The organism is Asaia sp. As-1742 (genome assembly GCF_011753235.1).
Classification (GTDB): Bacteria; Pseudomonadota; Alphaproteobacteria; order Acetobacterales; family Acetobacteraceae; genus Asaia; species Asaia bogorensis_B.
Genome location: NZ_VWWA01000007.1, coordinates 25,091 through 50,770, shown reverse-complemented (window position 1 = coordinate 50,770; position 25,680 = coordinate 25,091). Strand labels below are relative to the sequence as shown.

At 60.5% G+C, this 25,680-nt stretch carries 23 protein-coding genes; 16 read left to right on the top strand and 7 right to left on the bottom strand.

The genetic code is table 11. The features are described from left to right. Positions 1 to 30 precede the first annotated feature (30 nt). From F3J08_RS11545 to F3J08_RS11530, 4 genes are read left to right on the top strand one after another with little or no spacing between them, the layout of a single operon-like run. Positions 31 to 3,006 (top strand): glycosyltransferase, encoded by a 2,976-nt coding sequence (locus F3J08_RS11545; protein ID WP_166930090.1) that lies wholly within the window; start codon positions 31 to 33, stop codon positions 3,004 to 3,006. Next, positions 2,999 to 4,390, top strand: a complete 1,392-nt coding sequence (locus F3J08_RS11540) for a M20/M25/M40 family metallo-hydrolase (protein WP_166930088.1) — start codon at positions 2,999 to 3,001, stop codon at positions 4,388 to 4,390. The genes F3J08_RS11545 and F3J08_RS11540 overlap by 8 nt, the downstream gene beginning before the upstream one ends. Positions 4,391 to 4,403: 13 nt before the next feature. Beyond that, the gene (gene pdxA / locus F3J08_RS11535) at positions 4,404 to 5,390 is read left to right on the top strand and encodes a 4-hydroxythreonine-4-phosphate dehydrogenase PdxA (RefSeq protein WP_166930086.1); all 987 of its coding nucleotides are present in this window, start codon (positions 4,404 to 4,406) and stop codon (positions 5,388 to 5,390) included. Next, a complete protein-coding gene (locus F3J08_RS11530; protein WP_166930084.1) occupies positions 5,387 to 6,118 on the top strand; it encodes a pyridoxine 5'-phosphate synthase in 732 nt (243 codons plus the stop codon). The genes pdxA and F3J08_RS11530 overlap by 4 nt, the downstream gene beginning before the upstream one ends. On the opposite strand, the gene F3J08_RS11525 is transcribed toward F3J08_RS11530, so the two are convergent. Beyond that, entirely contained in the window at positions 6,099 to 6,689 is a 591-nt protein-coding gene (locus F3J08_RS11525) for a hypothetical protein (protein WP_062165442.1), read from the bottom strand. The two genes, F3J08_RS11530 and F3J08_RS11525, sit on opposite strands and share 20 nt — an antisense overlap. 104 nt (positions 6,690 to 6,793) lie before the next feature. After that, positions 6,794 to 7,279: a hypothetical protein gene (locus F3J08_RS11520; RefSeq protein ID WP_166930083.1), complete on the bottom strand. Its 486-nt coding sequence runs from the start codon at positions 7,277 to 7,279 to the stop codon at positions 6,794 to 6,796. 171 nt (positions 7,280 to 7,450) lie between these two features. Between F3J08_RS11520 and F3J08_RS11515 the strand changes: the two genes are divergently transcribed. After that, positions 7,451 to 7,675: a DUF3126 family protein gene (locus tag F3J08_RS11515; protein WP_122040501.1), complete on the top strand. Its 225-nt coding sequence runs from the start codon at positions 7,451 to 7,453 to the stop codon at positions 7,673 to 7,675. Positions 7,676 to 8,064: 389 nt separating this feature from the next. After that, the gene (locus F3J08_RS11510) at positions 8,065 to 9,114 is read left to right on the top strand and encodes a glycosyltransferase family 2 protein (RefSeq protein WP_166930081.1); all 1,050 of its coding nucleotides are present in this window, start codon (positions 8,065 to 8,067) and stop codon (positions 9,112 to 9,114) included. A gap of 75 nt (positions 9,115 to 9,189) precedes the next feature. Here F3J08_RS11510 and F3J08_RS11505 read toward each other — a convergent pair whose 3' ends face one another. Next, on the bottom strand, positions 9,190 to 9,747 hold the full coding sequence (locus F3J08_RS11505; RefSeq protein ID WP_162922354.1) for a DUF2939 domain-containing protein: 558 nt from the start codon (positions 9,745 to 9,747) through the stop codon (positions 9,190 to 9,192). A 242-nt stretch (positions 9,748 to 9,989) separates the two neighbouring features. Here F3J08_RS11505 and F3J08_RS11500 point away from each other — a divergent pair, with 242 nt between their 5' ends. The 4 genes from F3J08_RS11500 to pyk are packed head-to-tail and all read left to right on the top strand — an operon-like array spanning position 9,990 to position 13,736. After that, a complete protein-coding gene (locus tag F3J08_RS11500) occupies positions 9,990 to 10,793 on the top strand; it encodes a HesA/MoeB/ThiF family protein (RefSeq protein WP_166930079.1) in 804 nt (267 codons plus the stop codon). After that, positions 10,790 to 11,167, top strand: a complete 378-nt coding sequence (locus tag F3J08_RS11495) for a hypothetical protein (protein WP_166930078.1) — start codon at positions 10,790 to 10,792, stop codon at positions 11,165 to 11,167. The genes F3J08_RS11500 and F3J08_RS11495 overlap by 4 nt, the downstream gene beginning before the upstream one ends. A 49-nt stretch (positions 11,168 to 11,216) precedes the next feature. Then, the gene (locus tag F3J08_RS11490) at positions 11,217 to 12,221 is read left to right on the top strand and encodes an SH3 domain-containing protein (protein WP_166930076.1); all 1,005 of its coding nucleotides are present in this window, start codon (positions 11,217 to 11,219) and stop codon (positions 12,219 to 12,221) included. A gap of 42 nt (positions 12,222 to 12,263) precedes the next feature. Beyond that, on the top strand, positions 12,264 to 13,736 hold the full coding sequence (gene pyk / locus F3J08_RS11485; protein WP_083511014.1) for a pyruvate kinase: 1,473 nt from the start codon (positions 12,264 to 12,266) through the stop codon (positions 13,734 to 13,736). Positions 13,737 to 14,047: 311 nt separating this feature from the next. Here the strand turns inward: pyk and F3J08_RS11480 are convergent, their stop codons facing one another. Both F3J08_RS11480 and F3J08_RS11475 read right to left on the bottom strand, forming a co-directional pair. Next, a complete protein-coding gene (locus tag F3J08_RS11480) occupies positions 14,048 to 14,935 on the bottom strand; it encodes a prephenate dehydrogenase/arogenate dehydrogenase family protein (RefSeq protein ID WP_122040496.1) in 888 nt (295 codons plus the stop codon). Beyond that, positions 14,932 to 15,990, bottom strand: a complete 1,059-nt coding sequence (locus F3J08_RS11475; RefSeq protein ID WP_023979840.1) for a lysylphosphatidylglycerol synthase domain-containing protein — start codon at positions 15,988 to 15,990, stop codon at positions 14,932 to 14,934. The genes F3J08_RS11480 and F3J08_RS11475 overlap by 4 nt, the downstream gene beginning before the upstream one ends. 270 nt (positions 15,991 to 16,260) lie before the next feature. Here F3J08_RS11475 and hpnA point away from each other — a divergent pair, with 270 nt between their 5' ends. The 3 genes from hpnA to hpnC are packed head-to-tail and all read left to right on the top strand — an operon-like array spanning position 16,261 to position 19,303. Further along, on the top strand, positions 16,261 to 17,262 hold the full coding sequence (gene hpnA, locus F3J08_RS11470; protein WP_166930075.1) for a hopanoid-associated sugar epimerase: 1,002 nt from the start codon (positions 16,261 to 16,263) through the stop codon (positions 17,260 to 17,262). Next, positions 17,259 to 18,428, top strand: a complete 1,170-nt coding sequence (locus tag F3J08_RS11465; protein ID WP_166930073.1) for a glycosyltransferase — start codon at positions 17,259 to 17,261, stop codon at positions 18,426 to 18,428. The genes hpnA and F3J08_RS11465 overlap by 4 nt, the downstream gene beginning before the upstream one ends. After that, complete coding sequence (gene hpnC / locus F3J08_RS11460; RefSeq protein WP_166930072.1) at positions 18,428 to 19,303, top strand: squalene synthase HpnC; 876 nt, start codon at positions 18,428 to 18,430, stop codon at positions 19,301 to 19,303. Before F3J08_RS11465 ends, hpnC begins: the two co-directional genes overlap by 1 nt. 252 nt (positions 19,304 to 19,555) lie before the next feature. Here hpnC and F3J08_RS11455 read toward each other — a convergent pair whose 3' ends face one another. Both F3J08_RS11455 and F3J08_RS11450 read right to left on the bottom strand, forming a co-directional pair. Beyond that, entirely contained in the window at positions 19,556 to 20,737 is a 1,182-nt protein-coding gene (locus tag F3J08_RS11455; protein WP_166930070.1) for a pyridoxal phosphate-dependent aminotransferase, read from the bottom strand. A gap of 92 nt (positions 20,738 to 20,829) precedes the next feature. After that, positions 20,830 to 21,267 (bottom strand): cupin domain-containing protein, encoded by a 438-nt coding sequence (locus F3J08_RS11450; RefSeq protein ID WP_166930195.1) that lies wholly within the window; start codon positions 21,265 to 21,267, stop codon positions 20,830 to 20,832. A gap of 172 nt (positions 21,268 to 21,439) precedes the next feature. Between F3J08_RS11450 and hpnD the strand changes: the two genes are divergently transcribed. The 3 genes from hpnD to shc all read left to right on the top strand — a co-directional run bounded on the left by hpnD (position 21,440) and on the right by shc (position 25,679). Then, complete coding sequence (gene hpnD / locus F3J08_RS11445; protein WP_370458720.1) at positions 21,440 to 22,309, top strand: presqualene diphosphate synthase HpnD; 870 nt, start codon at positions 21,440 to 21,442, stop codon at positions 22,307 to 22,309. 3 nt (positions 22,310 to 22,312) lie between these two features. Then, on the top strand, positions 22,313 to 23,593 hold the full coding sequence (hpnE, locus tag F3J08_RS11440; RefSeq protein ID WP_166930069.1) for a hydroxysqualene dehydroxylase HpnE: 1,281 nt from the start codon (positions 22,313 to 22,315) through the stop codon (positions 23,591 to 23,593). 163 nt (positions 23,594 to 23,756) lie between these two features. Beyond that, on the top strand, positions 23,757 to 25,679 hold the full coding sequence (gene shc / locus F3J08_RS11435) for a squalene--hopene cyclase (protein ID WP_240149321.1): 1,923 nt from the start codon (positions 23,757 to 23,759) through the stop codon (positions 25,677 to 25,679). The last annotated feature ends 1 nt before the right edge of the window (position 25,680 follow it).

The window sequence follows — 25,680 nt, the reverse complement described above, 5'->3', positions numbered from 1 at the left end:
CACGCGCCCTGACAAGACCGGACCGGAATAATGACACAGACTTCTCATATTCTCTCTGCGATCGGACCAGGCGATGAGCCGCGCGCTGGGGTTCCGCTCTGGGCCGTATTCGATCCTGACTGGTATCGCGCACGTTATCGCGATGCAGTGATCGGCATGACGGGCAGCCTGCCCGATGATCGTGGATTGTACGAGTTCTGGCAGCGTGACGGTGCGCGTTATGCACACTCACCCAATCGCTATTTCGACGAGATCTGGTACCGCCGGGCGCATTTCGATGTTGAAAACGGCATCAGAATGGGCGTGTTCGAGTCTGGCTTTCAGCATTATTGCGAGACTGGTCATCGCGGGCGTTCCTGTCACTGGCTGTTTTCCGAAAGCGGCTATTTTGGCCTGAACCCGGATCTCACACCTGCTCTCGTGCGGCAGTTGGGCTTCGCCAACGGGTACGATCATTACCTGTCGATAGGCCAGGTGGAGCGCCGCGTCAGCTCGGCGTTCTTTGTGCCAGATGTTCTGCGTAGCGAAATTCTGAGCAGACGCCTGCCTTATGACCCGGAAAAGGGTGAATTTTCCCGGCTGTTGCTGGGTGAGGATATCACGGGCTTGCGTACTTCCTGGTACTTTGATCCGGCCTGGTATCTCACCACGTATCCGGATGTAAGCACGCAGATTGCGCAGAGAGAATATTCCTCGGCGTTGCATCACTATCTTTCGAACGAAAATCCGACAGCCTTCCGCCCCAATCCATATTTCGATGAGGATTTCTATCTTTCACGATATGAGGATGTGAACGAGCAGGTGCGTGCTCGTGTACTCAGAAATGGCTACGAGCATTTCGTGCATCATGGCGTGTTCGAGGGGCGCAGTCCGAACGAGAACGTTGCTCTGCCCTCCCTTCCCCTTGGGGGTGACATGCCGGATTGGCAGGCTATCTGCGATAATCCCTTTGTGCGGGTCGTGAAAAGCGAAGGCGATACTGGCGAGAGCGAGCCGACTGAACCGCCTTCGCTTCATGCTCTGGCATCATTGCAGGCTCTGCGTGGTGAGACTCTCGTGCCGCTTATCGCGCGTACACCGCTTGATTTCCGCTATGTCGGGCAGCCTGAGCTGAGCGTCATCATCAACGCGCCCCAGACTTTCCTGGATCTGGTGCAGACGCTTGCCTCGTTGCATGCTGCCCATTGTGGTGGGATGCAGGTGATCCTGCTCAGCGGCCACGCGCGTGACGAAACAGCCAATATCGCCCGTTATGCTTACGGTATCGAAGTGATCCCCTCGGAGCGGCTGGATCTTCAGGGTGGATGGCGTATAGCAGGCGCCGCCATTGCCGCCCCGAAGGTACTGCTGATTGACCCAGGTACCACGCTGTTTGCGGGAGCGCTTGAGGCCGCGATGACCCATCTTGAGCGGTCAGACGTGATCGCTGTTGCACCGCAGGCTCTCGGGTTTGATTTGCGTGTGGTCGAGGCCGGGCTTTCAGTCGCCCGGGATGGCAGCTGTGTCTCATATGGTGAGGGTGCTGAGGCTTTCGCACCGAATGTGGATTTTGTTCGTCAATGCGACGGCACAGGGGGCGGGGCCCTTCTCTGCCGGTCCGACGTTCTCAAGGCTATTCCCGCGTCTGACGGCGCGATTGCAGGGCTTCGTGTTGCGACGCACATTTGGGCCGGCCTGTCTCTCTCGCTGCGTCAGATCATGCGCTCAGGCCAGATCAGATATGATCCGAATTTCCTGATCTGTGTTGCACCGCGCGAGCCTGATGGTACTGCGCTTGTGGCACAGGAAACCCTGGTGCTGCGCCGGTACTTTGCCGAGGTGCTCCGTGGCAACCTGCCTCATCGCCCGGCGAATTCCGGCGTGTTGCACAAGCCGGCACGCTGGGGGCAGCGTGTTCTCGTCATCAAGCAGGCAATCCCGTCGGATCAGTTCGCGCAGCGTGCCCGCCTCAGAGCCCTTTGCGAGAATTTCGTGACGTGCGGGCAGCAGGTTACGGTTTTCGCGCTCCATGAGCGCGGTGCGTATGCTGACAAGGAGAGAGCGGCGTTACCGGATGAAACCGAATATCTGCATGGCGGGGTGAACGAGCTTGGGCAGTTGTTCGACCAGCGCCCTCGCGGCTTTGACAAGATCTGGATAATCGGTGGGCATACGCTCAATGCGGTTTTCGATCTATGCCATGACAAGGCTGCGTTGCTGCCCGAAGAGGGGCTCATCCTTGATCTTCGCCGACTTGACGCGGCTGAGGCCTTTTTCGACGCTCGCAAGGTGCAGGTTGTGCATGACGAGGTTGATGACACGGAAATGAGGAAGCAATTGGCTGCTGAGGTGGTCAATGCATGGTTCTGCCAGCATACCGTTGTCGCCGATGCGGCCCAGGCCAGAATGTTGAATGGAGCGGGTGTCACGGGTGTGACAATTCTGGGCGATGACCTTTCGGGTCGGGACAGTCCGGATTTCGACGAGAGGCACGATCTCCTGTTTGCCGCGCAACCCGCATCGGTCTCGGGTTACACCGCGGCCTTTCTCAGATGGTTCGTGCGCAGTGTCATGATGCGTCTCAATGGGCGATTGCCGGAGCCGGTCCGTCTCATCCTTGCCTGCGAGACGACCCAGTCACATGAACTCGCCATGATCACACATCACCAGAATGTCGCGCCGCTTCTTGAAGGACAGGGAGACATCATGGAGCTTGCGGCCCGGTGTCGTCTTATGGTGACGCCTGACGATAGCGAAGGGCGGGTCGCGTTCGAGCGTCTGACTGTCGGGGCGTGTGGGTTGCCTGTCGTGACGGGGGGCACACGGAAGCTTCCCGGGGCGCAGGTTGTTCCGCTTGACCCGGATGCATTTGCAGAGGCGATCATCACCCTTTATCAGGATCGGGAGACATGGCAGCGTCTGTCCGATGAGGCGAGGCAGCAGGCACGAGCGATGACGATCGTCTATCGCGACACGCTTGCCTCCTTGTTGCGACAGAGCTTGGTAAAGGAAGAGATGCGTGACTGACAGCACGGCAGCGGTATTGCAGCAGGTCGACCGGGATCTGGAAAAAAGTCTGGATCGTCTTTTTGCCTTCCTGCGCATACCGAGTGTTTCGGCCCAGCCGAAACATGCTGCCGATTGCAGGGCCGCCGCCGAATGGTTGCGTGAGGAGCTCTCAGCTCTCGGGTTCGATGCCAGCGTGCGTGAAACAGCCGGGCACCCGATGGTTGTGGGTCATGACCAGACAGCGTCATCCGGCCCGCATGTGCTGTTTTATGGCCATTATGACGTTCAGCCCACGGACCCTCTCAATCTGTGGAAGAGCGATCCCTTCGATCCCGCGATTGTGACAGAGGCCGATGGCCGCAAGATCATCGTGGCGCGCGGTGCATCGGACGATAAGGGACAGCTGCTCACTTTCATCGAAGCCTGCCGCGCCTGGAAAGTCATCAAGGGCGATCTGCCGTTGAAGATCTCGATCCTGATCGAGGGGGAGGAAGAAAGCGGCGGGGCCAATCTGATGCCGTTCCTCAAGGCCAACGCCGCGGAGCTCAAGGCCGATGTGGCGCTGATTTGCGACACCGGCATGCCCGATCGGCGCACACCGGCGATCACGACGGGGCTGCGTGGGCTGGTTGGTGAGGAGGTGGTGATCGACTGTGCCACGCATGACCTTCATTCAGGCATGTTCGGTAATGCAGCGCGCAACCCCATCGAACTGCTCTGCAAGGCGCTTGGCAGTGTGCGTGACGACAAGGGCCGTGTGACGCTTCCCGGGTTCTATGATGGGGTGGTTGCACCATCCGACACGGTTCGCGCTCAGTGGCGGGCCATTTTCCCGGATGACGCAGCGACACTTGGCCCGGTGGGGCTGTCGAGCGCTGCCGGTGAGGATGGCTTTACGGCCATCGAGCAGATCTGGGCCCGGCCGAGCTACGAGATCAACGGCATTTCGGGCGGGTATGAGGGCGATGGTTTCAAGACCGTGCTCCCTGCCCGTGCAATGGCCAAGGTTTCGTTCCGCCTGGTACCGGGGCAGAACCCGGAGCGCGTACGTGAGGCGTTCCGCGCCCATATCCGATCCGTCCTGCCAGTGGATGCCAAGGTCAGCTTCGCCGAGCATGGTGCATCGAGCGGCTTTGCCGTGCCGGAAGAGGGGCCGTTTCTGAAAACTGCCCTGGCCGCGCTGGGCGAGGAATGGGGCGTTCCTGCCGTGTCGATCGGTTGCGGTGGATCGATTCCTGTCGTTGCGGAAGTCAAAGAAGCGCTCGACATGGACTCGCTTCTTGTCGGGTTTGCCCAGGATGACGATCGTATCCACTCGCCCAACGAGCAATATGGCGTCGAATCCTTCCATAAGGGGATTCGCTCCTGGGTTCGTATCCTGGATGCCTTTTCCACCAAGTGACCCTTGAGGGGGCATGATGCTGCCTGCACTCACCATGGGCGATCCCGCCGGGATCGGCCCAGAACTGACCGTCAAGGCCTGGGAGCAGCTCAGGACACAGGGCGAAGGGTTTGTGTGGATCGGTGATCCGGCCCTGATCGAGGGGATCCCCACGCAGATCGTGGACGAAGCCGAGCAGGCAGAGGCGGTGTTCGCCCATGCCCTGCCTGTTCTGCCCGTGTATCTTCCCGGCCCTGTTGTGCCGGGCCAGCCCGATTCCGCAATGGCAGGTCAGGTGATCGCCTCGATCGAGCGCGCAACCCGGCTGGCGCTGGAGGGGCGTGTCAGCGCCGTCGTGACCAACCCGATCAGCAAGGCGGTGCTGAAAGCTGCCGGTTTCGGCTTTCCGGGTCATACCGAATTCCTGGCCTCGCTCTGCGGCGTGCCGGGTGAGGAAATCATGATGCTGGCCTCGCCACAGCTGCGTGTGGTGCCGGTCACGGTGCATGTCAGCCTGCGCGAGGCGCTGGACAGTCTGACGACGGATAAAATCGTGCAGGTTGGCAAGGCACTTGCCCGGGCTTTGCGCCGTGACTTCGGGTTTGAGGCGCCACGTATCGCCGTGGCTGGCCTGAATCCTCATGCGGGCGAGGGCGGTGTGATGGGCCTGGAAGAGCAGGTCATGATTGAACCGGCCATCAGGATTCTGCGCGAATCTGGCATTGATGCCAGCGGCCCGTATCCGCCCGATACGCTTTTCACGGATCTTGCACGGCCACTCTATGACGCGGCGCTGTGCATGTATCACGATCAGGCGCTGATACCGCTCAAGACGCTCGACATGGCCAGCGGTGTGAATGTGACACTGGGCCTGCCCATTGTCAGGACATCGCCCGACCACGGGACAGCCTTTGCGATTGCAGGTAAAAACAGGGCCGATCCGACGAGCCTGCTTTCAGCCTTGCGTCTTGCGCGCGACCTTGGCGCGAGACGTGCCTCAGGCAAGGAAAAAAGACCATGATACGACTTGGCGTGAATATCGATCACGTGGCGACCGTACGTAATGCCCGGGGTGGCACGCATCCCGATCCGGTCGGGGCAGCCCTGCTGGCAGCCATGCATGGCGCTGACGGTATTACGGCCCATCTGCGCGAGGACCGGCGCCACATACGTGATGACGATATGCAGAGGCTACGTCGTGAACTGACTGTGCCGCTCAATTTCGAGATGGGCGCGACGGAAGAAATGGTTGGTATGGCCTGCGCCTTGCGCCCTCATGCCTGTTGTCTTGTGCCCGAGCGACGCGAGGAAGTGACGACCGAAGGCGGCCTCGACGTGGCAGGCCAGATGAATGATCTACGCGGCAAGGTGGCGAGGCTCAAAGACGCCGGTATCCGTGTCTCGCTTTTCGTGGACCCTGACCCTGTCCAGATCGAGGCTGCGGCCGCAATCGGTGGACAGGTGGTGGAACTCCATACCGGCGCTTATGCCCATGACGACGGCGAGGCAGAGTTCCGGAGGCTTTTTGCGGGCGCGCAGGCTGCCACGGCGAACGGGCTGGAGCTTCATGCCGGTCATGGGCTCACTTACGCCAATGTGGGACGGGTGGCGGGTCTGCCCGGGCTGAAAGAGCTCAACATCGGACATTTCCTGATTGGAGAGGCAATCTTCAGCGGCTTGCCCGCCGCAATTGCCCGCATGAAGCAGGAAATCGCGACCGGAGCGCTGTTCAGGGCCGTGGTACGATAACCGGCTTCGATTTGTCGGTGTAGTTCGGCACGGTCTCGCCGGACTGCTTGTTGTAGGTCGCAGTCGTGCTCTGGTTAGGCGCCGCAGGGGAGTGGAAGGCGGAAACTGGCCCGAATGGACCACCGCTGACCTTGCGCATGCTGGCCTCGGGCTGTCTGGCGCACCCACGGGTGATGATCGAACAGATACCGTCGGAGCCGATGATCTCATCATCATCACCGGCGTAATGGACCTCGGAGACCCGGTCATGATCAAGACGGATGATCGCCTTGCAGGTCGTGCCTGCTCCACCGAGGGTGACCTGGGTCATGTTCAAGAGTTGTTGAACCGGGATGATCGTTGAATCACTTGCCGTGGGCAGGTTCATGGTCGCAGTATACTGATAGATCTGCGTGGTGTCGTTCAGGGTCTTGGTTGATGCCGGAATACCGGCACAGGCCTGAAGGTCGTTCGATGTCATGCCGATCATGGCAAGCTGTGCCCTGTGGGCTTCGCGAGAGTCGAAATAGCCGCAGCCAGTGAGGCCCACGAGCGGGAGAACGCCGAGGGCGAGACGCAGGGTGGAAGTCAAAGATTTTCCTCGATGCGAAAAGGGAGCAAGGAACCCGGAAGGGTTTCGTTATGACAACAGAACTTGAGGGAAGAAGTTCTGTGTGCCTGCTCACGCCACGCGATTCAACGCCCGGAATGTAACCTTAACGCATTTAAACATGCCTCGCGTTGCAAGGCATAGACGATGTCATGCGTTGCCGTGATCATGGGAGCCACCTGGTGCTTCCAGCGTGCTTCTCCGGCACCGCATATGGCGCGCCCTGAATAGGGGCTGTGCGAAACGGGCGACAAGACTGCCAGCCCGGCGAGAGCATCAGTCTGCATTCGCATGCGCAGGGCGTGCTGCATGGCAGATCGTTCGAAACGGGGCGTGTAATCCAGCAATGCCCTCAATGTGGCCGAGCTCAGCGCCGGATCATTTGTTGCTATGTTCTGCTCAACCTTGGTCCAGTCGTGATTGAGCGTAAGGGACCATGCCACAGCTCTGGGGCCGTCGCTGGAAATCCGCCGTGAGAGTGCGGAACCAAAATGGGCAGGAATCGTGGCGGCATGACCCAATCCGACTGATGTCAGGGCAAAGAGTGCAAGAGCAGAGAAGGCGTGGCGCATAGGTCCCCCTGTCCTGAAGGTGCCGGATCAATGACGAAGGCGTGAAGCCTGCCGTCCAATCATGGCAGGATCGTGGCCTGCTGACCGAATCCCAAGACCGAGCAAAGGTGGTTTCGCCGGGGGGCGGGATGTTCTACAGATCGCACAACCTGCCAAACCCCAGGAGTTATCATGTCTGTTATTTCCGCTTCAGAACTGTCCCGTCTGCAAACGACCCTCCGTCGGTTGCTCGGTGCTTCGCATCTGACCGTCAATGCCCCGGCACGGGCGGGTCATACGGTCGAACTGGCTGTTAATGGCGAGGTCATTGGTACTGTGCATCGCGACGATGATGAGGGCGAGGTCTCCTATGCCATTCACATCACCGTGCTTGAGGAAGACCTTCCCCCGGCCTGATCAGGGCTCACGGCCGGGTGCCGCGTGCTTTATCAGGTGCGAACCCGCAACGCGTAAGGCTCCCGGCCCCGGAATGTGACACTATACTATATGCGTGGCTCATGGACGCCGGATCCTGGCCGCAGGTTGTGCCCGAGGCAGTGTGGCCCGGACACGGCAGGGTATATCTTTATCTGTGCCTCAGTTTGGCCTCTGTCCCCGTCCACATTACCAGAAGTGTTTCATAGAAGCGGGAGCGGGGCTCCCGACGAGGGTGGCACCATCATGGCCTCTGTGACGGATGCGCAGGTGTGATGGCGTGCCTGCATCTGGAAAGCCTTGTCAGGCCTTGTGTCATCGAGCAGGTGGCGTCCCGTTGCATAAGCCTGGCGTGAGAGGATCGTTTACCCATGGCCGATGCAAGGCTGAGTTCTGTTGCCGTCATTATCCCTTTCTATAACGGTGCGAGATATATCGAGCGCGCCATACAGAGCGTCCTCTCACAAACGATTGCCCCTGATGAGTTCCTGATCATTGATGACGGATCGAATGAGGCTGAGACTGCGGCCCTGGCGGAGATCGCCGAACGTGCCGGGGTTGTGGTGCATCGCAAGGAGAATGGCGGTCAGGGGAGCGCGCGCAATTTCGGCGTCTCTCTAACGACGTCGGCCTATATATGCTTCCTCGATCAGGACGATTTTTTTCTCAAGAATCATATCGAGTTGCTGCTTGAGCAGGTGCGGGAAGAAGACCCTCATTTTGGTTGGGCCTATGGCGAACTGATGGAAGCCGATGAGGAAGGGCACATTGTCGCCACCTCTATTGCCGCGCGCTACAGCAAGCATCCCAAGATTTCGATTGAGGATCTCCTTGAGCGGGACATGCATGTTCTCCCCTCAGCCTCCATCATCAGCCGCGTGGCATTCGAGGCTGTAGGGGGCTTTGATCCGCAATTCATGGGGTATGAGGATGATGACCTTTTCCTCAGGATTTTCCGCGAAGGCTACACAAACTACTTTTTTCCTCAGGCTGTGACGGTCTGGTGCATCAACAAGAACAGCACCTCGTACAGCATTCGGATGAGCCGTAGCCGGATGCGCTATATCAGCAAGCTCTGCAGTATGTTCGACTCGGACTCTGAACGGCGCAGTGTCTATGTGCGTGATCTGATTTTCCCGCGTTTCTGCAATCTGATCGCCGGTGAGGCTTTCAAATCAATCTATTTTGCCCGCTATGAGCATGAAAAACGTATGGCTCAATACAGCGACGAACTGGTCGGGATGCTCGACACTTTCGCCTCGCTCATGGCAGCCAACACCCGCTTGCGCCTGGAAGATCGTCTCAAGCTGCGTCTGTATCAGCTTTGTCTGAAGCAGAAATCACGCAGGATGCTTGTGGTGCCCTACGCGGTCGCTCGTATTCTGCGTCGCCTCGGGCTGGGGTTTCGACCGAGGGGTTGATAAGCCGCTGATATAATACGTACCGCTCCCAACCCTTCGCATGGCTTGCCTCCAGGCTCGGGTTCAGGGCGGAGATCAGGCCGCCTTCGGAAGATCCAGCTGCGTGATCTTCCAGTGCCACTGCTCGAACTTCATGTGCACGATGGCTGGTTTCTGACCAGGGGTCGTGACGAGCCCGGCCTCGAAGCGCAGCGGCGAGACGAAATGAGCCGAGAGCCTGCTGTAAAGCTGGCTCATGCTCAGGGAAGCCGCAGGCTGGTGTCCTGTGACCATCTGGGAGGCGAAGGTCATCAGCAGCTCAGGCGTGAGGCGTGTATCGATCGCATGCGAGACAGCGCTGGTTGCAAAGGATGAGCCGAAATCAGGCAGATCGTCAGCTGCTGGCGGTGGTCCGATCAGCGCATCGATCGCCTCGGTTTTCAGGCTGGTTGTCAGCGCACTCCAGTCGATATGCTGGGCAAGGGTCGTCGTGTCATGCGTGCGCAGGGCAGAGGAAAGCGACCAGAGCGCCAGATAAGGCGAGAGCGCATAGATGCAGACAAGGGCAACCATCAGGGCGCCCGCAATATGAGGCAGCTTCCTGCTGGATGGCCATGACAGCCTGTCCGGGAACGTTGCGAGTTCTACGGGCATTCCTGCCGGGGGCAATCCTGCGGGGTCTCTCATTTCTTTTCTCTGCAACTGGCGAAAGGGACGTGAACACGCAGCCTATGCGTGCCTTTATCGATCAAGCCGGTAACAAGCCTGGTTCCGAATGGCAGATGCCTCTGTTTTCTTCACTGAACATCACTATGCTATGGGATCACGCAGGCTTTTGTCATCTAAATCCTGAAAGCCGATGAAGTTTTCTTTCCAGCCCGGATTCCCTCTTCGCAATGTCGCCCATCTTGTCTGATCTGACCTTCACCGACGAGGAACTGCACCGCTATTCACGCCATATCCTGCTGCCCGAAGTGGGCGCATCAGGGCAGGCAAAGCTGCGCGACTCGTCAGTGCTCGTGATCGGTGCAGGGGGGCTCGGCAGTCCGCTGTCTTTTTATCTCGCAGCGGCGGGTGTCGGTCGCATCGGGCTGGTGGATGATGACAGGGTGGAGCTGAGCAATCTGCAACGGCAGATCCTGTTTTCCACGCAGGATATCGGGAGCGGTAAGGCCGAGCAGGCGGCGGAAAGGCTCGGCGGACTCAATCCGGGTATTGAGGTCGTACCGCATGGCCTGCGCGTGGGTGCCGATAATCTGCCCTCACTTGTCAGCCAGTACGACCTTGTTTGTGACGGTAGTGACAACTTCACAACGCGATACGCGGTGGCTGATTGCTGTCATGCCTTTGGCAAAACGCTCGTTTCGGGCGCTGTGCAGCGCTTTGAGGGAAGCCTTTCCACCTTTGCGCCCCATCGTGGTGGCCCCTGCTATCGTTGCCTTTATCCCGATGCCGATGAAAACGCGGCGCTGAGCTGCGGTCAGGCGGGCATTTTCGGCGCTGTTACGGGGGTGATCGGCACGTTGATGGCGACCGAGGCCCTGAAGGAAATCCTGAGTCTTGGGCGCAGCATGAGCGGTCGTGTTCTCATCTGGCACGCGTTGGAGGCGAGTTTTCGCAGTTTCGATCTCCCAGCCGACCCCGACTGTCCATGCTGTGGCCGAGGGGCAGGGGCCGAGAGCGAGAGTGAGGGCGTATGATGCGTGTCATGGGCATTACGCTTGCGGATCGCTCGTTCGAACGTGCTCATCACGCTTTTGTGCTCGCAGCTGGGGCTCTGGCTCTGGGGCGTGAGGTTGTCCTGTTCAGTGGGGGGCTGAGTGTTGCGGCGTTATGCCGGGACTGGTCCTCGCTCGACGACGTGGGGCTCGATCAGGTGTTTCAGTCGCGCGGGGTTGCTGGCTTCGAAACGCTGCGTTCCGCCATTTTCGAGCTGGGCGGTGAGGTACTGGCCTGCGAAGCCGGTATGAAGGCCTCAGGTCTGACGCAGGCCGATCTGTGCCCCAGTGTGCGTATCTGTGGTGTGACGACGTTTCTGGAACGCACGATCAATGCCCAGATTCTGAGCCTGTGAAGCGGCCCCCCTCTTGCCCCGAACGCCACAACTTGGCACCCATGCACCCATGAAGACATTCCGCATCGTCTACGGCATCGGGCTGGCGATTCTGCTGCCGCTTGGCGTACAGGCAGAAGCCGCGCCCCAGACGACCAAACACGCGACTCACCATCACAAACATGGCACGGCTTCAGCTTCCGCCAGTGGCAAGAGCTCAGCACACGGTGCTTCTGCCCATCATGGTAAAACGAAAGCGACCGCGGCAAAGGCGACAGACGGGACGACTGCGGGCAGCCGCAAGAAGCGCAAGGCCGCACGTGCGGCGGAGGAAGCCCGGTCGGCTCGTGCGCATCACGTGGGCAAGCATCATGTGCGCACGGCCGCAGGTATCGCTGCCGGTGCCGCTGTGGCGGGTGCGGCGACTGCCGCCGCCCAGCCTGCCACGCCACCTGCCACCGACGATGCGGCTGCAGCGGCTGCCGCAGCGCCCGATGCACCGCCGCAGGACAAGGGAACCAATACGGGTCTGCCCTTGCCGCGCTTCGCCGCAATGCGTGCCGACAAGGTGTTCATGCGCAAGGGGCCAGGTCAGCGCTATCCGATCGAATGGGTCTATCATCGCCGCGGTCTGCCGGTTGAGGTCGAGCGCGAGTTCGATGTCTGGCGTCTGATCGAGGATTCGGACGGTATGAAGGGCTGGGTCCATCAGGCGACGCTCGTCGGACAACGCACTTTCGTGATTCCGGGACAACCACCCGAGGGTCATGCCGCTGCGGTGGGTGAGGCCTCGGCCAAATCAGGCGATGTGATTGGCAAGGCCGATGCCCGCGTGCTGGGCTATGTGCCGAACGAGACCGAGGCACGCCAGCGCCAGGGCGATACGCTGCTCTATAGCCAGTCCGATGAAAACAGCGCTGTCGTGGCTGTGTTGCAACCCGGGACAGTAGGCACGCTCAAGCTGTGCCCCCAGGGGTCAACATGGTGCAAGGTGGTGGTCAAGGGCTATACGGGATGGCTTCCCAGACGTGTGTTCTGGGGGCTGTTGCCAGGAGAGACGCTTCAGCCTAGCTGAAGCTATGATATGCAACGTGCAGCAAATGGATCGGAGATCAGTATGACGTCCTCACCTCAAGCAGCTTCGGCGCAGGGTACGGGAGTGAAGAAAGAGGCCGAACAGCGCCGCACGAAGATCGTTGCGACCCTCGGCCCGGCCTCCTCCACGCATGAGATGATCCGTACCCTGGCGCTGGCCGGGGCTGACGTGTTTCGCCTGAACTTCTCGCATGGTTCGCATGAAGACCATGCCAAGCGTCACGCCACCATCCGTGATGTTGAAGCCGAACTTGGTCGCCCGCTGGCCATTTTGGCCGACATGCAGGGCCCCAAGCTGCGCGTTGGCACCTTTGCCGATGGCAAGGTGGAACTGATTGAAGGTGCACGCTTCCGTCTGGATCTGGATCGTACGCCGGGTGATGCCCGTCGCGCCTGTCTGCCGCACCCCGAGATCATGCGCGCCGCCGAGCCCGGCAGCCGCCTGCTGCTCGATGACGGCAAGATGCGTCTGCGCGTGATCTCCTGCGACGAAACGCATATGGAGACCGAAGTCGAAGTCGGTGGCTGGCTGTCAGAGCGCAAGGGCGTGAACGTGCCTGACGTTGTGCTGCCCATCCCGGCCCTGACCGAGAAGGACCACAAGGACTTCACCTTCGCGCTCGACCTTGGTGTCGAATACGTGGCTCTTTCCTTCGTGCAGCGCCCCGAGGACGTGCAGGAAGCCAAGGACATTGCCAAGGGTCGCGCCTGGATCATGACCAAGCTCGAAAAGCCGCAGGCCATGGAGCGTCTGAGCGACATCATCGCGCTTTCTGACGCTGTGATGGTGGCGCGTGGCGACCTTGGTGTCGAACTCCCCGCCGAGGAAGTGCCCATCGAGCAGAAGCGCGCCATTCGTGAAGCGCGCTTCCAGGGCAAGCCGGTGATCGTGGCCACGCAGATGCTGGAAAGCATGATCACCTCGCCCACGCCGACGCGCGCTGAGGTATCTGACGTCTCGAACGCGGTGTTCGACGGCACCGATGCCGTAATGCTTTCGGCCGAGAGCGCTGCGGGCAAGTATCCGCGCGAAGCCGTCGAGGTGATGGCCCGTGTGACGCGTCGCGTCGAGAACGATCTCGAATGGCGCATGCAGGAAGAGGCCCTTCGCCCTGACAGCGACGGCACAACCGGCGGTGCTATTGCTGAAGCTGCCTGGCATGTTGCCCAGTCGGTCTCGGCTGCCGTGATCGTGGTTTATACGCAGAGCGGCCGTGGCGCCCTGCAGATTGCCCGTGAGCGCGCCGATTGTCCGGTTCTGGCGCTGACGCCGGATGATGAAACCGCACGTCGTCTGAACATGGTCTGGGGCGTACGCGCCATGTCCGTGGGTCAGGAAACGCCGGTCTACGGTGTTGAAGGCGTGGTCGATCAGGCGGTCGGTCTGGCCGTCTCCGAAGGCTATGCCGAGAAGGGCGACAAGCTGGTTCTGCTCGTCGGCCTTCCCTTCGGGCAGCAGGGTTCGACCAACACCCTGCGTGTTGTCACGATCTGATCAGGGTCAGGTGCGGGGCTCTGCCCCGCGCCCGGGACAGGGCGCAATCCCTGTATCCCGATTGGTACAGGTAGACTCCCGAAGGATGAGTGTCCTTCCGTGGCGTGTGGGGCAAAGCCCCACGACTGCCAAATGTACAAGCTTAACATTCCTGCGGTGACATTGTCCCGCATGCCGATAAGAGCCACTCCCCCTCAGGGCCTGATTTCTTCAAACAGGTTTCCAAAGGACGACCGTCCTTTGGTGGGGTATGGGGCAGCGCCCCATGACTAAGACCCACCATTCCCTATAACTTGCCAGCAGGTAGAAGCTCAGGCCTGACGATTTTCGAGCAGGGAACGTCGGATGCGTCGACCGCGTGAAATCGTGTCGACGATGGTTTTTTCGTCGCCTTCGCGAATGGCCTTGGCCATGGCGGCGGCGTCCTGGCTGAAACGGTCCAGAACGCTCAGCAGGGCGTCGCTGTTGTTCAGGAAGATGTCACGCCACATGGTCGGGTCTGAGGCGGCGATACGGGTGAAATCGCGAAAGCCCGAGGCGGCGAAGTCCAGCACTTCGGCACGCATGTCTTCTGCCAGCGTATCGGCAGTGCCGCAGATGGTGAAGGCGATCAGATGGGGCAGGTGGCTGACCATCGCGCAGATCGTGTCGTGATGATCGACATCCATGATCCGGATACGGGCCCCCATTTCACGCCAGAAAGCCGCAAGACGGTCGATGTCGGTCTGCGGGGCGTGGGGGTCCGGTGTCAGGAGGCACCAGCGATCCTCAAACAGGCTGGCAAAGCCGGCATCCGGGCCTGAATGTTCGGTACCGGCCATGGGGTGGGCCGGGATATAGGCAATATCGTCGCGCAGATGGGGTGTCAGGGCGTCAACCACGCTGCGGCGCGTCGAGCCGACATCGGTCAGGATCGCGCCCGCCTTGAGGTGGGGCATGATGGTCTCGGCCACCGGGGCGATAGCCCCGACGGGTACGCAGAGCATAACGCAATCGGCATCAGCGACGGCCTTGGCGAGATCGGCTGTGATCTCGTCTCCGAGATCGAGGGCGCGTACCCGATCGAGCACTGCGGGGTCACGATCGGCGACGACGAGGCGATTGACCAGACCGGGACGCTCGCGTAGCCGGCGCAGGACGGAGGAGCCGATCAGACCGGGACCGATGACGCAGAGCGTCTCGAACAAGGGCGTGGTCATGAGGCTTCGCTCCGTGAGGATGTGTCAGCGTAATCGAGGGTCGTATCGGCGGATGTCGGGCGCTTGGGCTGACGCAGGCGGCGCATTTCGGACAGCTGCCACAAGGCCATGACGGGGATACCGATGGCGATGTCACGGCCACGACGCAGCAGCGACAGGCCCAGTGAAATTTCAGCATCGACGCCGAAGAAATAGCCGAGCGCAACATAGGCGGCTTCCTGAACGCCAAGAGCGGCTGGCACGAGAAACGAGGCGGACATGAGGCCGCAAACGACACCCTCAATGGCGATGGCGCCGACAACACCGATATGGGCACCCAGCAATTCGAGGGAGAGCCAGGTGATGGCAGCCCCGCCGAGCCAGCAGAGAAGGTGGATGGTGGCACCTAGGGCAATGCGACCGGGGCGTGACCAGAGCTGATCGAGTTCGGCCTGGAAATTGTCCATGTTGTCGATCAGCGAGGTGCGCCAGCCATCGGCAATATGACGGCCCAGAAAGCGGGCGGCATAATGGATGGCAGCCCCGCCACGCTGCTGTGTCCAGATGAACCCGGCGATGCCGAGCGCGAGAAGCGCCATGCCGCCCAGAACAGGCCAGGTGAACTTGTTGGTGCCCGCATGGTCGAACAGGCAGGCGAGGGCGATGATCACGAACACGATCTGACCCAGCACTTCGGTCGTGATATCCACGATATTGGTGGCGACAGCGGCAGGCCACTGTAGCGGGCCGAGTCTACGGGTGAGGGTAGGAATGCTGCATGTGGCGCGTATTCCAATCACCATACCGCCAAGCTGGGAGAAGGGCAGGCAGTTCCCGGCAGCGTCACGCACGGCGCGTGAGGCAATGGCGCGAAAGAGCCCGAGCTCGGGACAGGCACTGAACCAGGCAATGCCAAGACCGATATCAACCAGCGCCTGACCACCGACGATGGACGCAAAGCCCCCGATGCCGATACGCTGCATGGCGCTGAAAACATGACCGATGCCAAGCCAGGCCATGATTCCCGTAAGAAGGGCAAGGCCCATAAGGGCAAGAACAAGGGTGAGTGTTTTCAAGGCCAGTCGGTTCCGAACGTCGCAGGGTTGCGGAGGCGCATTGTCTGGCCAGGAACAGGCCCGGCAATGCGGGAGGTTGGACAAAGCTCCTGCGGCAATTTGCGAGTATGTGCGCTGTCGAGTGCTCGCGGCTGTCTACACCAGACAGTCAGTTTTCGCTACTGGGCGGCTCAATATGACGAAAAAGCCATCAGGCGCAGGTTGCTTGTCCTTGCGCGAGCGGTATGGTGCGGTATCGATTTGCAATAAATGAGAGCATCAGGGCCTATCATGGGTGAATACACGCTGATTACCGGCGCGACCGGCTTTGTTGGCTCGGCAGTGGCGCGTATTCTCAAGCAACGGGGCCATCGTATCAGATTGATGGTCCGTGCCGGGGCCGATCTCTCCAACCTTGAGGGGCTCGATGCCGATCTGGTGATTGGCGACCTGACGGCCCCCGAGAGCTTCGGACCGGCGCTGGAAAACTGCCGCTACCTCTTTCATGTGGCGGCGGATTATCGCCTTTGGGTGCCGGATCCGGCTGTGATGATGCGGGCCAATGTCGAAGGTACGAGGCGGCTCATGATGGCGGCGCTCGATGCCGGGATCGAGCGGGTGGTCTATTGCTCGTCCGTAGCGGCGCTGGGGCTGACGAAGGATGGCAGCCCGGCCAATGAGCTGACGCCGGTGACCGAGCACGATGTGATCGGCGTGTATAAGCTCTCCAAATATCGCGCCGAGCAGGAAGTGCTGAAGCTCGTGCGCGAGCGCGGTCTGCCTGCCGTGATCGTGAACCCTTCCACCCCGGTTGGACCGCGTGACATCAAGCCCACGCCCACCGGACAGATGATCGTGGATGTCGCTTCGGGCAACATGCCGGCCTATGTCGATAGTGGCCTGAATATCGTGCATGTGGATGACGTGGCGGAGGGTCATGCGCTGGCGCTCGAAAAGGGCGTGATTGGCGAAAAATATATCCTCGGCGGCGAAAACTATATGCTGGGCGATCTTTTCGCCCTTATTGGCGAGGTCGCCTGTGTCAAACCGCCTCGGATCAAGCTCAAGCAGTCATGGCTGCAGCCAGTCGCTGTCGTATCCGAATGGATGGCGCGAGGTTTTGGTATCGAACCCCGTGTGACGCGAGAGACCCTGGCCATGTCAAAGAAGATGATGTTCTTCACCTCGCTCAAGGCCCAGGAGACGCTTGGCTATGCGCCACGTCCGGCGCGTGAGGCGGTGGCTGATGCAATCACGTGGTTTCGTGAACATGGACGGATTGCCACCAAATGATCAGACATTTCATGGCAGCCTCGGCTCTGGCGGCATGGGGTAAACTGCTTTTCGGGCATGGGCGCTTCTGGCGTACCGGAGAACGTCTTGCGCCTGGGACCGGAACGACGGGACTGAAATCCGGTGAGAAAATCTGGCCCGATGTGGCCATTGTCGTGCCTGCCCGAGATGAGGCTGAATCGATTCAGGCCTGTGTAGCGACGCTGGTGCAGCAGGACTATCAGGGCAAGCTGAGTGTTATTGTCGTGGATGACGGCAGTACCGATGGCACGGGCGATCTCGCGCGTCAGGTGGCTGATCCTCATGCACGTCTTACCGTACTTACAGGCAAGGCACGTCCTGAGGGATGGAGCGGGAAGCTTTGGGCCGTGCATCAGGGTGAATGTCTGGCCCGTGAAAAAATCGATTCCAACGGGTTCGTGCTGCTGACAGACGCCGATATCCTTCACTCCGCCCTTCATCTCGAGACACTGGTGGAAAAGGCGGAGCGCGACGGCCTCGACATGGTGTCTGAAATGGTCGTGCTGAACTGTGAAAGCGCGGCAGAACGACTGCTTGTGCCAGCCTTCGTCTATTTCTTTGCGATGCTCTACCCTTTCGAGAAGGTGAACGACCCGGCCTCGCCGGTGGCGGGGGCTGCAGGCGGGACGATACTTGTCCGTCGGTCCATGCTTGAGCGCATTGGCGGAGTCGAGTCGGTACGTGGCGCACTGATCGATGACTGCTCGCTGGCTGCCGATATCAAGAAGGCGGGTGGCAAGTTGTATCTGGGTCACAGCATGCTGGCATGGTCGATCCGACCCTATCGGGGGGCTGGGGATATCTGGCGCATGATTGCGCGCACGGCCTATGTGCAGCTGCGTTATTCCCCGATCATTCTGCTTTGCACTGTGCTGGGGATGACGCTGGTCTGGCTGGCGCCCGTCTATTTTGCCCTGTTTGGTCGCGGGCGTGTCAGGGTCATGGGGGGCGCGTCGCTCTTTCTGGCCGTGATCTCCTTCCTGCCCACATTGTCGCGTTTCAAGCTTTCGCCAGTCCGTGCTCTGGCCTTGCCAGTCGTTGCTGCCTTTTATATGGCCGCGACCCTTGGATCGGCCGTCGACCATCATCGTGGTCGGGGCGTGCAATGGAAAAGTCGTTTCTATACCGAGGAGACACATGCCTGATGAATGCGATCGGCAAACAGGTTGATCCCGTATGGGGTGAAGCCGATGTGACTTCGGCCAAGGGCGCGGCTGACGAGAATTTTCCTGTCGGGTCGCTTCTGTTTGCCAAGGGCAACAGGGCGCATGTTACGGCCTACTATAATTTCGCACGGGTTATCGACGATATGGTCGATAACGAGCAGCTTTCTTCCGAAGCCAAGATCGCTCGCTTGCGTGGCATGGAAGAGGTGGTCCGTGGTGAGCGTGAGGCGCCCCAGCGGGCAGATGCCCAGACGGCCGTTGTTCTGCGCCGTCATCTGCTCCAGACAAATGTGCCGCTGGAGACAGCCACAGACCTGATCACGGCATTCTGTCAGGATGCTGTGAAGAACCGCTATCAGAGCTGGGATGAGCTGCTCGGTTACTGCCGGTTCTCGGCCAATCCGGTGGGGCGTTTTCTGTTGCTGCTGCACGGCGAGCGCGCGGAGACGCTACCCTTGTCGGATGCGCTGTGCAGCGCCCTTCAGGTGATCAATCATCTGCAGGATGTAACGGCGGATCTGAAGACGCTTGATCGCTCCTATCTGCCGCAGGACATGCTGACGGCGGAGGGGGCCAAGGTGGAGAATGTTCTGCTGGCGCGCAGCAAGCCGGGGCTGCGTCGTGTGTTCGATCATCTGCTGGACGAGGTCGATCATCTCAATCGACAGGCAGCGGCTCTGCCGGGTCTGGTGCGTAATCGTCGCATGCGGGCTTATTGCGCTGTGGTCGTCACGCTCTCGCATCGTCTCGCCGCACGTCTGCGCCGGGAAGATCCGGTAGCAGGGCGCGTCAAGCTGGGCCGCGTTGATGCCTTGCAGGCGCTTTTGCGTGGGGTGCTGGCCCTGATTCGCTAGACGGTATCATGCCGGTGCGGCTTGCCGGGGAGTAAGTCGCTCTGGCTTTACCAGGCGGCGTTGCACATGACGCCTGTCCTTCGAAGGGGGCAGGGGTGCAGCTTATGAAAAGTATGGGTTTTTCGCGGTGAGGCGGGGCTTTGCCCCGCATCCCGGAAGGGGACTTGCCCCTGCATCCCGGTTTCTCGACCAAGCGTTTGTGGAGATGATTCTCCAGCAGGCTCATGGGGCAGGGCCCCATGAGGAAACACTTCAGGCCAGGATCTGGTCGAGCGCGGCGCAGAACGCTTCCATGTCCTTCATGGAACCGACACTGACGCGCGACATGGTGGGCCAGATGTCCCAGTTACGGCCGATTTCGACCTTCTTGGCGGCGAAGGCCGCCTTCATCTGAGAAGCAGGCTTCTTCCAGTCCACGAGGAACATGTTGGCCTGGCTGCCGGGCACGATACGGATATTGCGCTTGGCCAGATGATCGAAGGTCATGCTGCGGGCAGCGATCATTTCATCGCGTCGCGCCTTGATCGCGTCGGCCTGGGTCAGGCTGACAGCGCCAGCGGCGAGGGCCACGATGTTCAACATGGAGATCATGTTCGGGCCGTCATAGCGCATCATGCGCTTGTGCAGATCCGGACGGGCGAAGGAGAGACCCAGACGCAGGCCAGCCATGGCGAACATCTTGGAGAAGGTGCGCAGAACGATCACGTCCTTGCCCTGCTTCACCAGAGAAATCGCGCTCGGCGCACCCGAGAAATGGATATAGGCCTCGTCGACAATGATAACGGAGCCAGCAGGCTTGTTATCGGCCAGCCAGGCAATGTCTTCCAGCGGGGTGACAGTGCCGGTCGGGTTATTGGGCGAGCAGATGTAATAGGCGCCTGCATTGGGGTCGGCCTTGAGCATGGCGCGGACATCGGTGGCGTAGCCGTTATGGGCCGAGAGCGGCACGCGCGTCAGCTTGATCTTCATCCAGTCGGCGGTACGCCAGGCTGCTTCATAGGTCGGGTTGGCCGTGACCAGTCCGCGTTCGGGTGAGCAGAAGGTCACGACCGATCGACAGAGCGGATCGCTTGACCCGGGCCAGGGCAGGATGTGCTCTTCGGAAATGTTCTCCACGGAGGAGGCGGTACGCAGCAGGGTGGAGCGCAGGTGATCGGGCTCATAGCGGTTGCCGAAAGGCACCTGGGCCTGACCGGCGGTGACGGCGCTCGGGAACGGGCCGGTCCAGCACTCATTGCTGTCGATGCGGATCATGTCGGGGTGGCCCACGAACGGATCATCACCCGGTGCCTTGATGGCGGCGAAGGCGGATGAGCCGAACTGGGTCAGGGCGGCGCTCATGCCGAGCAGGCTTGTCAGGCGGCCAAAATGACGACGTGAATATCCACGTTCGAGCAAATCTTCCTTGGCTTCCTGGGTGAGGGGCGCGGTCATGAGCGTGTCTCCGGTGGCTTTGATACCGGCAAGGTGACGGCTATTCGTTTCGCTTGTCAAATCATTTTCGACACGGAATTGCGTCCTGCCGGTCAGTATTCGTTCTTTTCCCCCTTGAGGGGGATGGAAGTCGGAAGATTATTGCCGCCTGCGTAGGTGAGGATCAAGATTGTTGTTGTGTCGCCCGAGACTCCACGATGGGCATCGTTCACGCTCTCTGCAAAAGCCTCGCCCTGATGGAACACATGGCTGGCGCCGCTGGCCTTGTCCTGGATCGTGAGCTGGCCCTGCAGCACATAGCCTGCATTGGGCACCGGATGGGTGTGCCAGGGTAGAGCCGTGTGAGGCGGTATGGTCAGACGTATCATGCTCAGCGTCGGCGCACCGGGGGGATAGGCCGTATAGGGCTTGCCGTTCCATGAGCGGTCGGCCTTGAGCAGGTGATCGGCGTGGGCTGAAGCTGTTTCCTGCGCGTGGGACTGACCTGCCACGAACTGCGAGGTCGAGATGACAAGGGTGAACCCGAGCATGGCGCGTGCGCGTCGGCGGATGGGTGGTCTGGCGATGAAGAAGGACATGGGGCTGGGCTCCGGAGGATGGGATAAGGGATGCGAACTGAACGTCTCCCGGGCCGCACGGATTTTGCTGTTTAACCTTTTGCAGGTAAAAGGCGCTGCACTTGGATGATACAGGGATGAAGCGGTGAGCGGGTTTCAACAGGAAGCGGTGCTGGGCTGTTCCACGGCCGATCTTGAGCACGTCCGTGCCATTGTGACCCGGGCTGGCACATCTTTTGCCAAGGGCATGAAGATCCTGCCTGCCGAGAGGCGTTTTGGCATGTTCACGGTCTATGCCTTCTGCCGCGAGGTTGATGACATTGCCGATGGCGATGTGCAGGTGCCCGATCGCGCACTGGCCCTGAAGGAATGGCATGCCCGTATCGATCGCCTGTATGAGGGTGAGACGCGCGATGCCCTGGACAGGGCTCTGGTTGCGACAATCACCCGCTTTGGTCTGCGCAAGGAGGATTTTGCCGCGGTGATCGATGGCATGGCCATGGATGCTGCAGGCCCGATCGTCGCCCCCGATGAGGCAACCCTCGACCTTTATTGCGATCGTGTTGCCTCTGCCGTCGGGCGTTTGTCCGTTCGGGTCTTTGGTGATTCATCGCCTGAGGCGGATCGCGTGGCGCATCATCTGGGGCGTGCCCTGCAGCTGACGAATATCCTGCGTGATATTCAGGAAGATGCCGATCGCGGCCGCCTTTACCTGCCGCGCGAACTGCTCGTGCGTTACAATGTGCCGACCGACCCGCAAGAAGCGGTGTATGCCGTCGGGCTCGACCCGCTGGCCCGTATCCTGGCCGCGCGCGCCAAGGATCATTTCCGTGAAGCAACACGCGCGATGGAGCGATGTGATGGTGTCGCCATGCGCCCCGCGCGCATCATGGCAGCCTCCTATCGCCCCATTCTGACAGCCCTGCTGCGCCGCGGGTGGCGTCATCCGGACCAGCCCGTGAAAATCAGCAAGGCAGCCCGTATCCTGCGCTCTCTCATTGCCTATTATCGCTGACCCATGACGCATGTGCATATCATCGGAGGCGGGCTTGCCGGTCTCTCTGCCGCAGTCGATGTGATCGGTCGTGCCGGCGTGACGGTCTACGAGGCGGGGCCAGCCTGTGGCGGGCGGGCGCGCTCCTATCACGACAAGGCGCTCGATGCGCGTATCGATAATGGCAATCACCTGCTGCTGTCCGCCAACAAGGCGAGTTTTCGGTATCTCGGGCTGATCGGGGCGGAAAAGACCCTTACCGGACCCCGAGCCCCGATATTCCCGTGGTTTGACCTCGAGGCGGGTCTTGGCTGGACGCTGCGCCTGTCGCGTGGCCGGTTTCCGTTCTGGGCGTTCTCCAGGGCGCGTCGGGTGCCGGGCATGAAGCTTGGCGAACTGTCCATGCTGGCCCGTATTCTCAAGGCGGGTCCGGATGAGACGGTCAGTGCCTTCATGGGGACGGGCATGCTGACCCATCGGCTGGTCGAGCCCTTCGCCATTTCGGCCCTGAACACACCTCTGGAGACCGCCAGCGCGTCGCTGCTGGCCGCGATCATGCGCGAAACGCTCGCTCTTGGTGGCGAGGCCTGTTGCCCCTGGTATCCGGCCGAGGGGCTTTCCGAAAGTTTTGTTGATCCTGCCATCGCCCATTTGACCCGCCTGCAGGGCGAGGTTCGGTGTGGTACGCGTGTTTCTGGCCTCGACGTGGCACAGGGCCGTGTCGCAGCACTGCGTATTGGCAGCGAAACGGTAGCGCTCGGGCCGGAAGACAAGGTGGTATTTGCGGCCCCTTCACCCGTCGCACGCACCCTGCTCGGGCCGCATCTGCCCGGTTTCACGGCGCCCGATGCCTATGAAAGCATCATTAACGTGCATTACCGGCTGCCCGTGCCTGTTCAGGCACGAGGGATGCTGGGCGAGGTCGGTTTCGTCGGGCTGGTGGGTGGTATTGCGGAGTGGATCTATCTCAAGGGAGAGATACTTTCCGTCACCGTAAGTGCCGCGAATCGCTATGCGACCCATGATAATGAGGCGCTGATTGCGACAATCTGGTCGGAGATCCGCCAGTCTGTCGGGCCCGTTGTGGCGGGGGGACTCCCCGAGGCCGTGCCGCCCGTGCGGCTGGTCTGTGAGAAGCGGGCGACTTTTGCCGCAACACCGGCGCAGGACCGCATGCGGCCGGTCGCCCGTACTGCACTGGGCAATCTGGCTCTGGCCGGAGACTGGACACAGACAGGGTTCCCTTCGACCATTGAAGGGGCGATCCGTTCAGGCGTCGAGGCAATCAGGGTTCTGGATCTCTGATCACCTGTATGCAGACAATGCTGTCTGTTGCGCGGAAAACTGTGATACGGGCATCTGTCATATCAACGACACATTCAAGCTGGGAAAAGGACAAGGGCGGACAATGTTGATCTATTCCGACGTTCTGGAGCGTCACGAAGCCGAAATTCCGGCCGAGGCGGATATGGGCCAGGTGCGTCAGGCTATCGATTCAGCCCATGCCGCCCTGTCGAACCGGCAGAATGATGATGGCCACTGGGTGTTCGAGCTGGAAGCCGATGCCACGATCCCGGCTGAATATGTGCTGCTCGAGCATTATCTCGATCGTATCGATGATGAGAAGCAGGCCCGTATCGGCAATTACCTGCGGCGCACCCAGGGCTCACATGGTGGCTGGGCGCTTTATCACGATGGCGGGTTTGACCTCTCTGCTTCCGTGAAAGCCTATTTTGCCCTCAAGGCGGTTGGTGATGATATCGAGGCGCCGCACATGAAGCGCGCCCGCGAAGCCATTCTCGACCGGGGTGGCGCGGCGCGCGCCAACGTGTTTACCCGTATCCAGATGGCGTTGTTCGGGGAAGTGCCTTGGCGCGCCACGCCGGTCATGCCGGTCGAGCTGATGCTGATGCCCAAGGCGGCACTCTTCTCGATGTGGAACATGTCGTACTGGTCACGCAGCGTGGTGGCGCCCATGCTCGTTCTGCGCACGCTCGAGCCGCGTGCGATCAACCCGCGCAATATCCACATCCAGGAGCTTTTCATCACCCCGCCCGAAGAGGTGAAGGACTGGATCCGTGGGCCTTACCGCTCGATCTGGGGGCATGTGTTCAAGAAAGTGGACACCATGCTTCGACCGATCGAGCCCCGTTTTCCTGCGGCCTTGCGCAAGAAGGCCATCAAGGTCGCACTCGACTTTATCGAGCCCCGTCTCGGTGAGGGTGGCCTGGGCGCGATCTACCCGGCCATGGCCAATGTGGTGATGATGTATCGCGGCATGGGCGTGCCCGATAACGACCCGCGCGTGGAGCTCGCCTGGAAGGGCATCCAGGAATTGCTGGTCAGCAATGGTGATGAGACCTATTGCCAGCCCTGCGTCTCTCCTGTGTGGGATACAGGGCTTTCGGGTCTTGCGCTGGCCGAGGCATCATCGGGTCCCGATGCGACACGCCCCAAGGAAACGCGTGAAGCGCTGAGGCGCAGCATGGACTGGCTTCGCAAGCGCCAGATTCTGAACGTCAAGGGTGACTGGGCCATCAACTGCCCGGATGTGCGCCCCGGCGGCTGGGCGTTTCAGTACGAAAACGACTATTATCCCGATGTGGATGACACAGCCGTTGTCGGCATGTTGCTGAACCGTGAGGACCCCGAGGGAAACCAGGAGGCCATCTCTCGCGCGCGCGAGTGGATTGTGGGTATGCAGAGCACCAATGGGGGATGGGGTGCATTCGATATCGACAACGATCTCGATGCGCTCAATCATATTCCCTTTGCCGATCACGGGGCTCTGCTCGACCCCCCGACAGCGGATGTCTCGGCACGATGCGTTTCATTCCTCTGTGAACTGGGTTTCCCGGAAGACCGGACGGTGATCGAGCGGGGTCTGGCCTATCTGCGTCGCGAGCAGGAACCGGAGGGTTGCTGGTTTGGTCGCTGGGGCACGAATTACATCTACGGCACGTGGTCGACCCTGTGTGCGTTCAATATTGCAGGTGTGCCGCATGACGACCCTGCGGTCGAACGCGCTGTTGCCTGGCTTGAGAGCGTGCAGCGTGAGGATGGCGGCTGGGGTGAGGATTGCGCCTCATACGAGGGTGCGACACCGGGAGAATATGACAAGAGCCTGCCGACCCAGACAGCCTGGGCCATTCTGGGGCTCATGGCCGTCGGACGTCGTGAGACACCGGCGGTGAAGCGCGGGATTTCGTATCTTGTTGCCCAGCAGAACGGTCAGGGTGAGTGGGAAGAGCAGCCCTATAATGCGGTCGGTTTCCCCAAGGTGTTCTATCTGCGTTACCACGGGTACAAGCAGTTCTTCCCGCTCATGGCGCTTTCGCGTTTCCGTAATCTCGGTCTGAGCAATTCAGGCCGCGTCGAGCACGGTTTCTGAC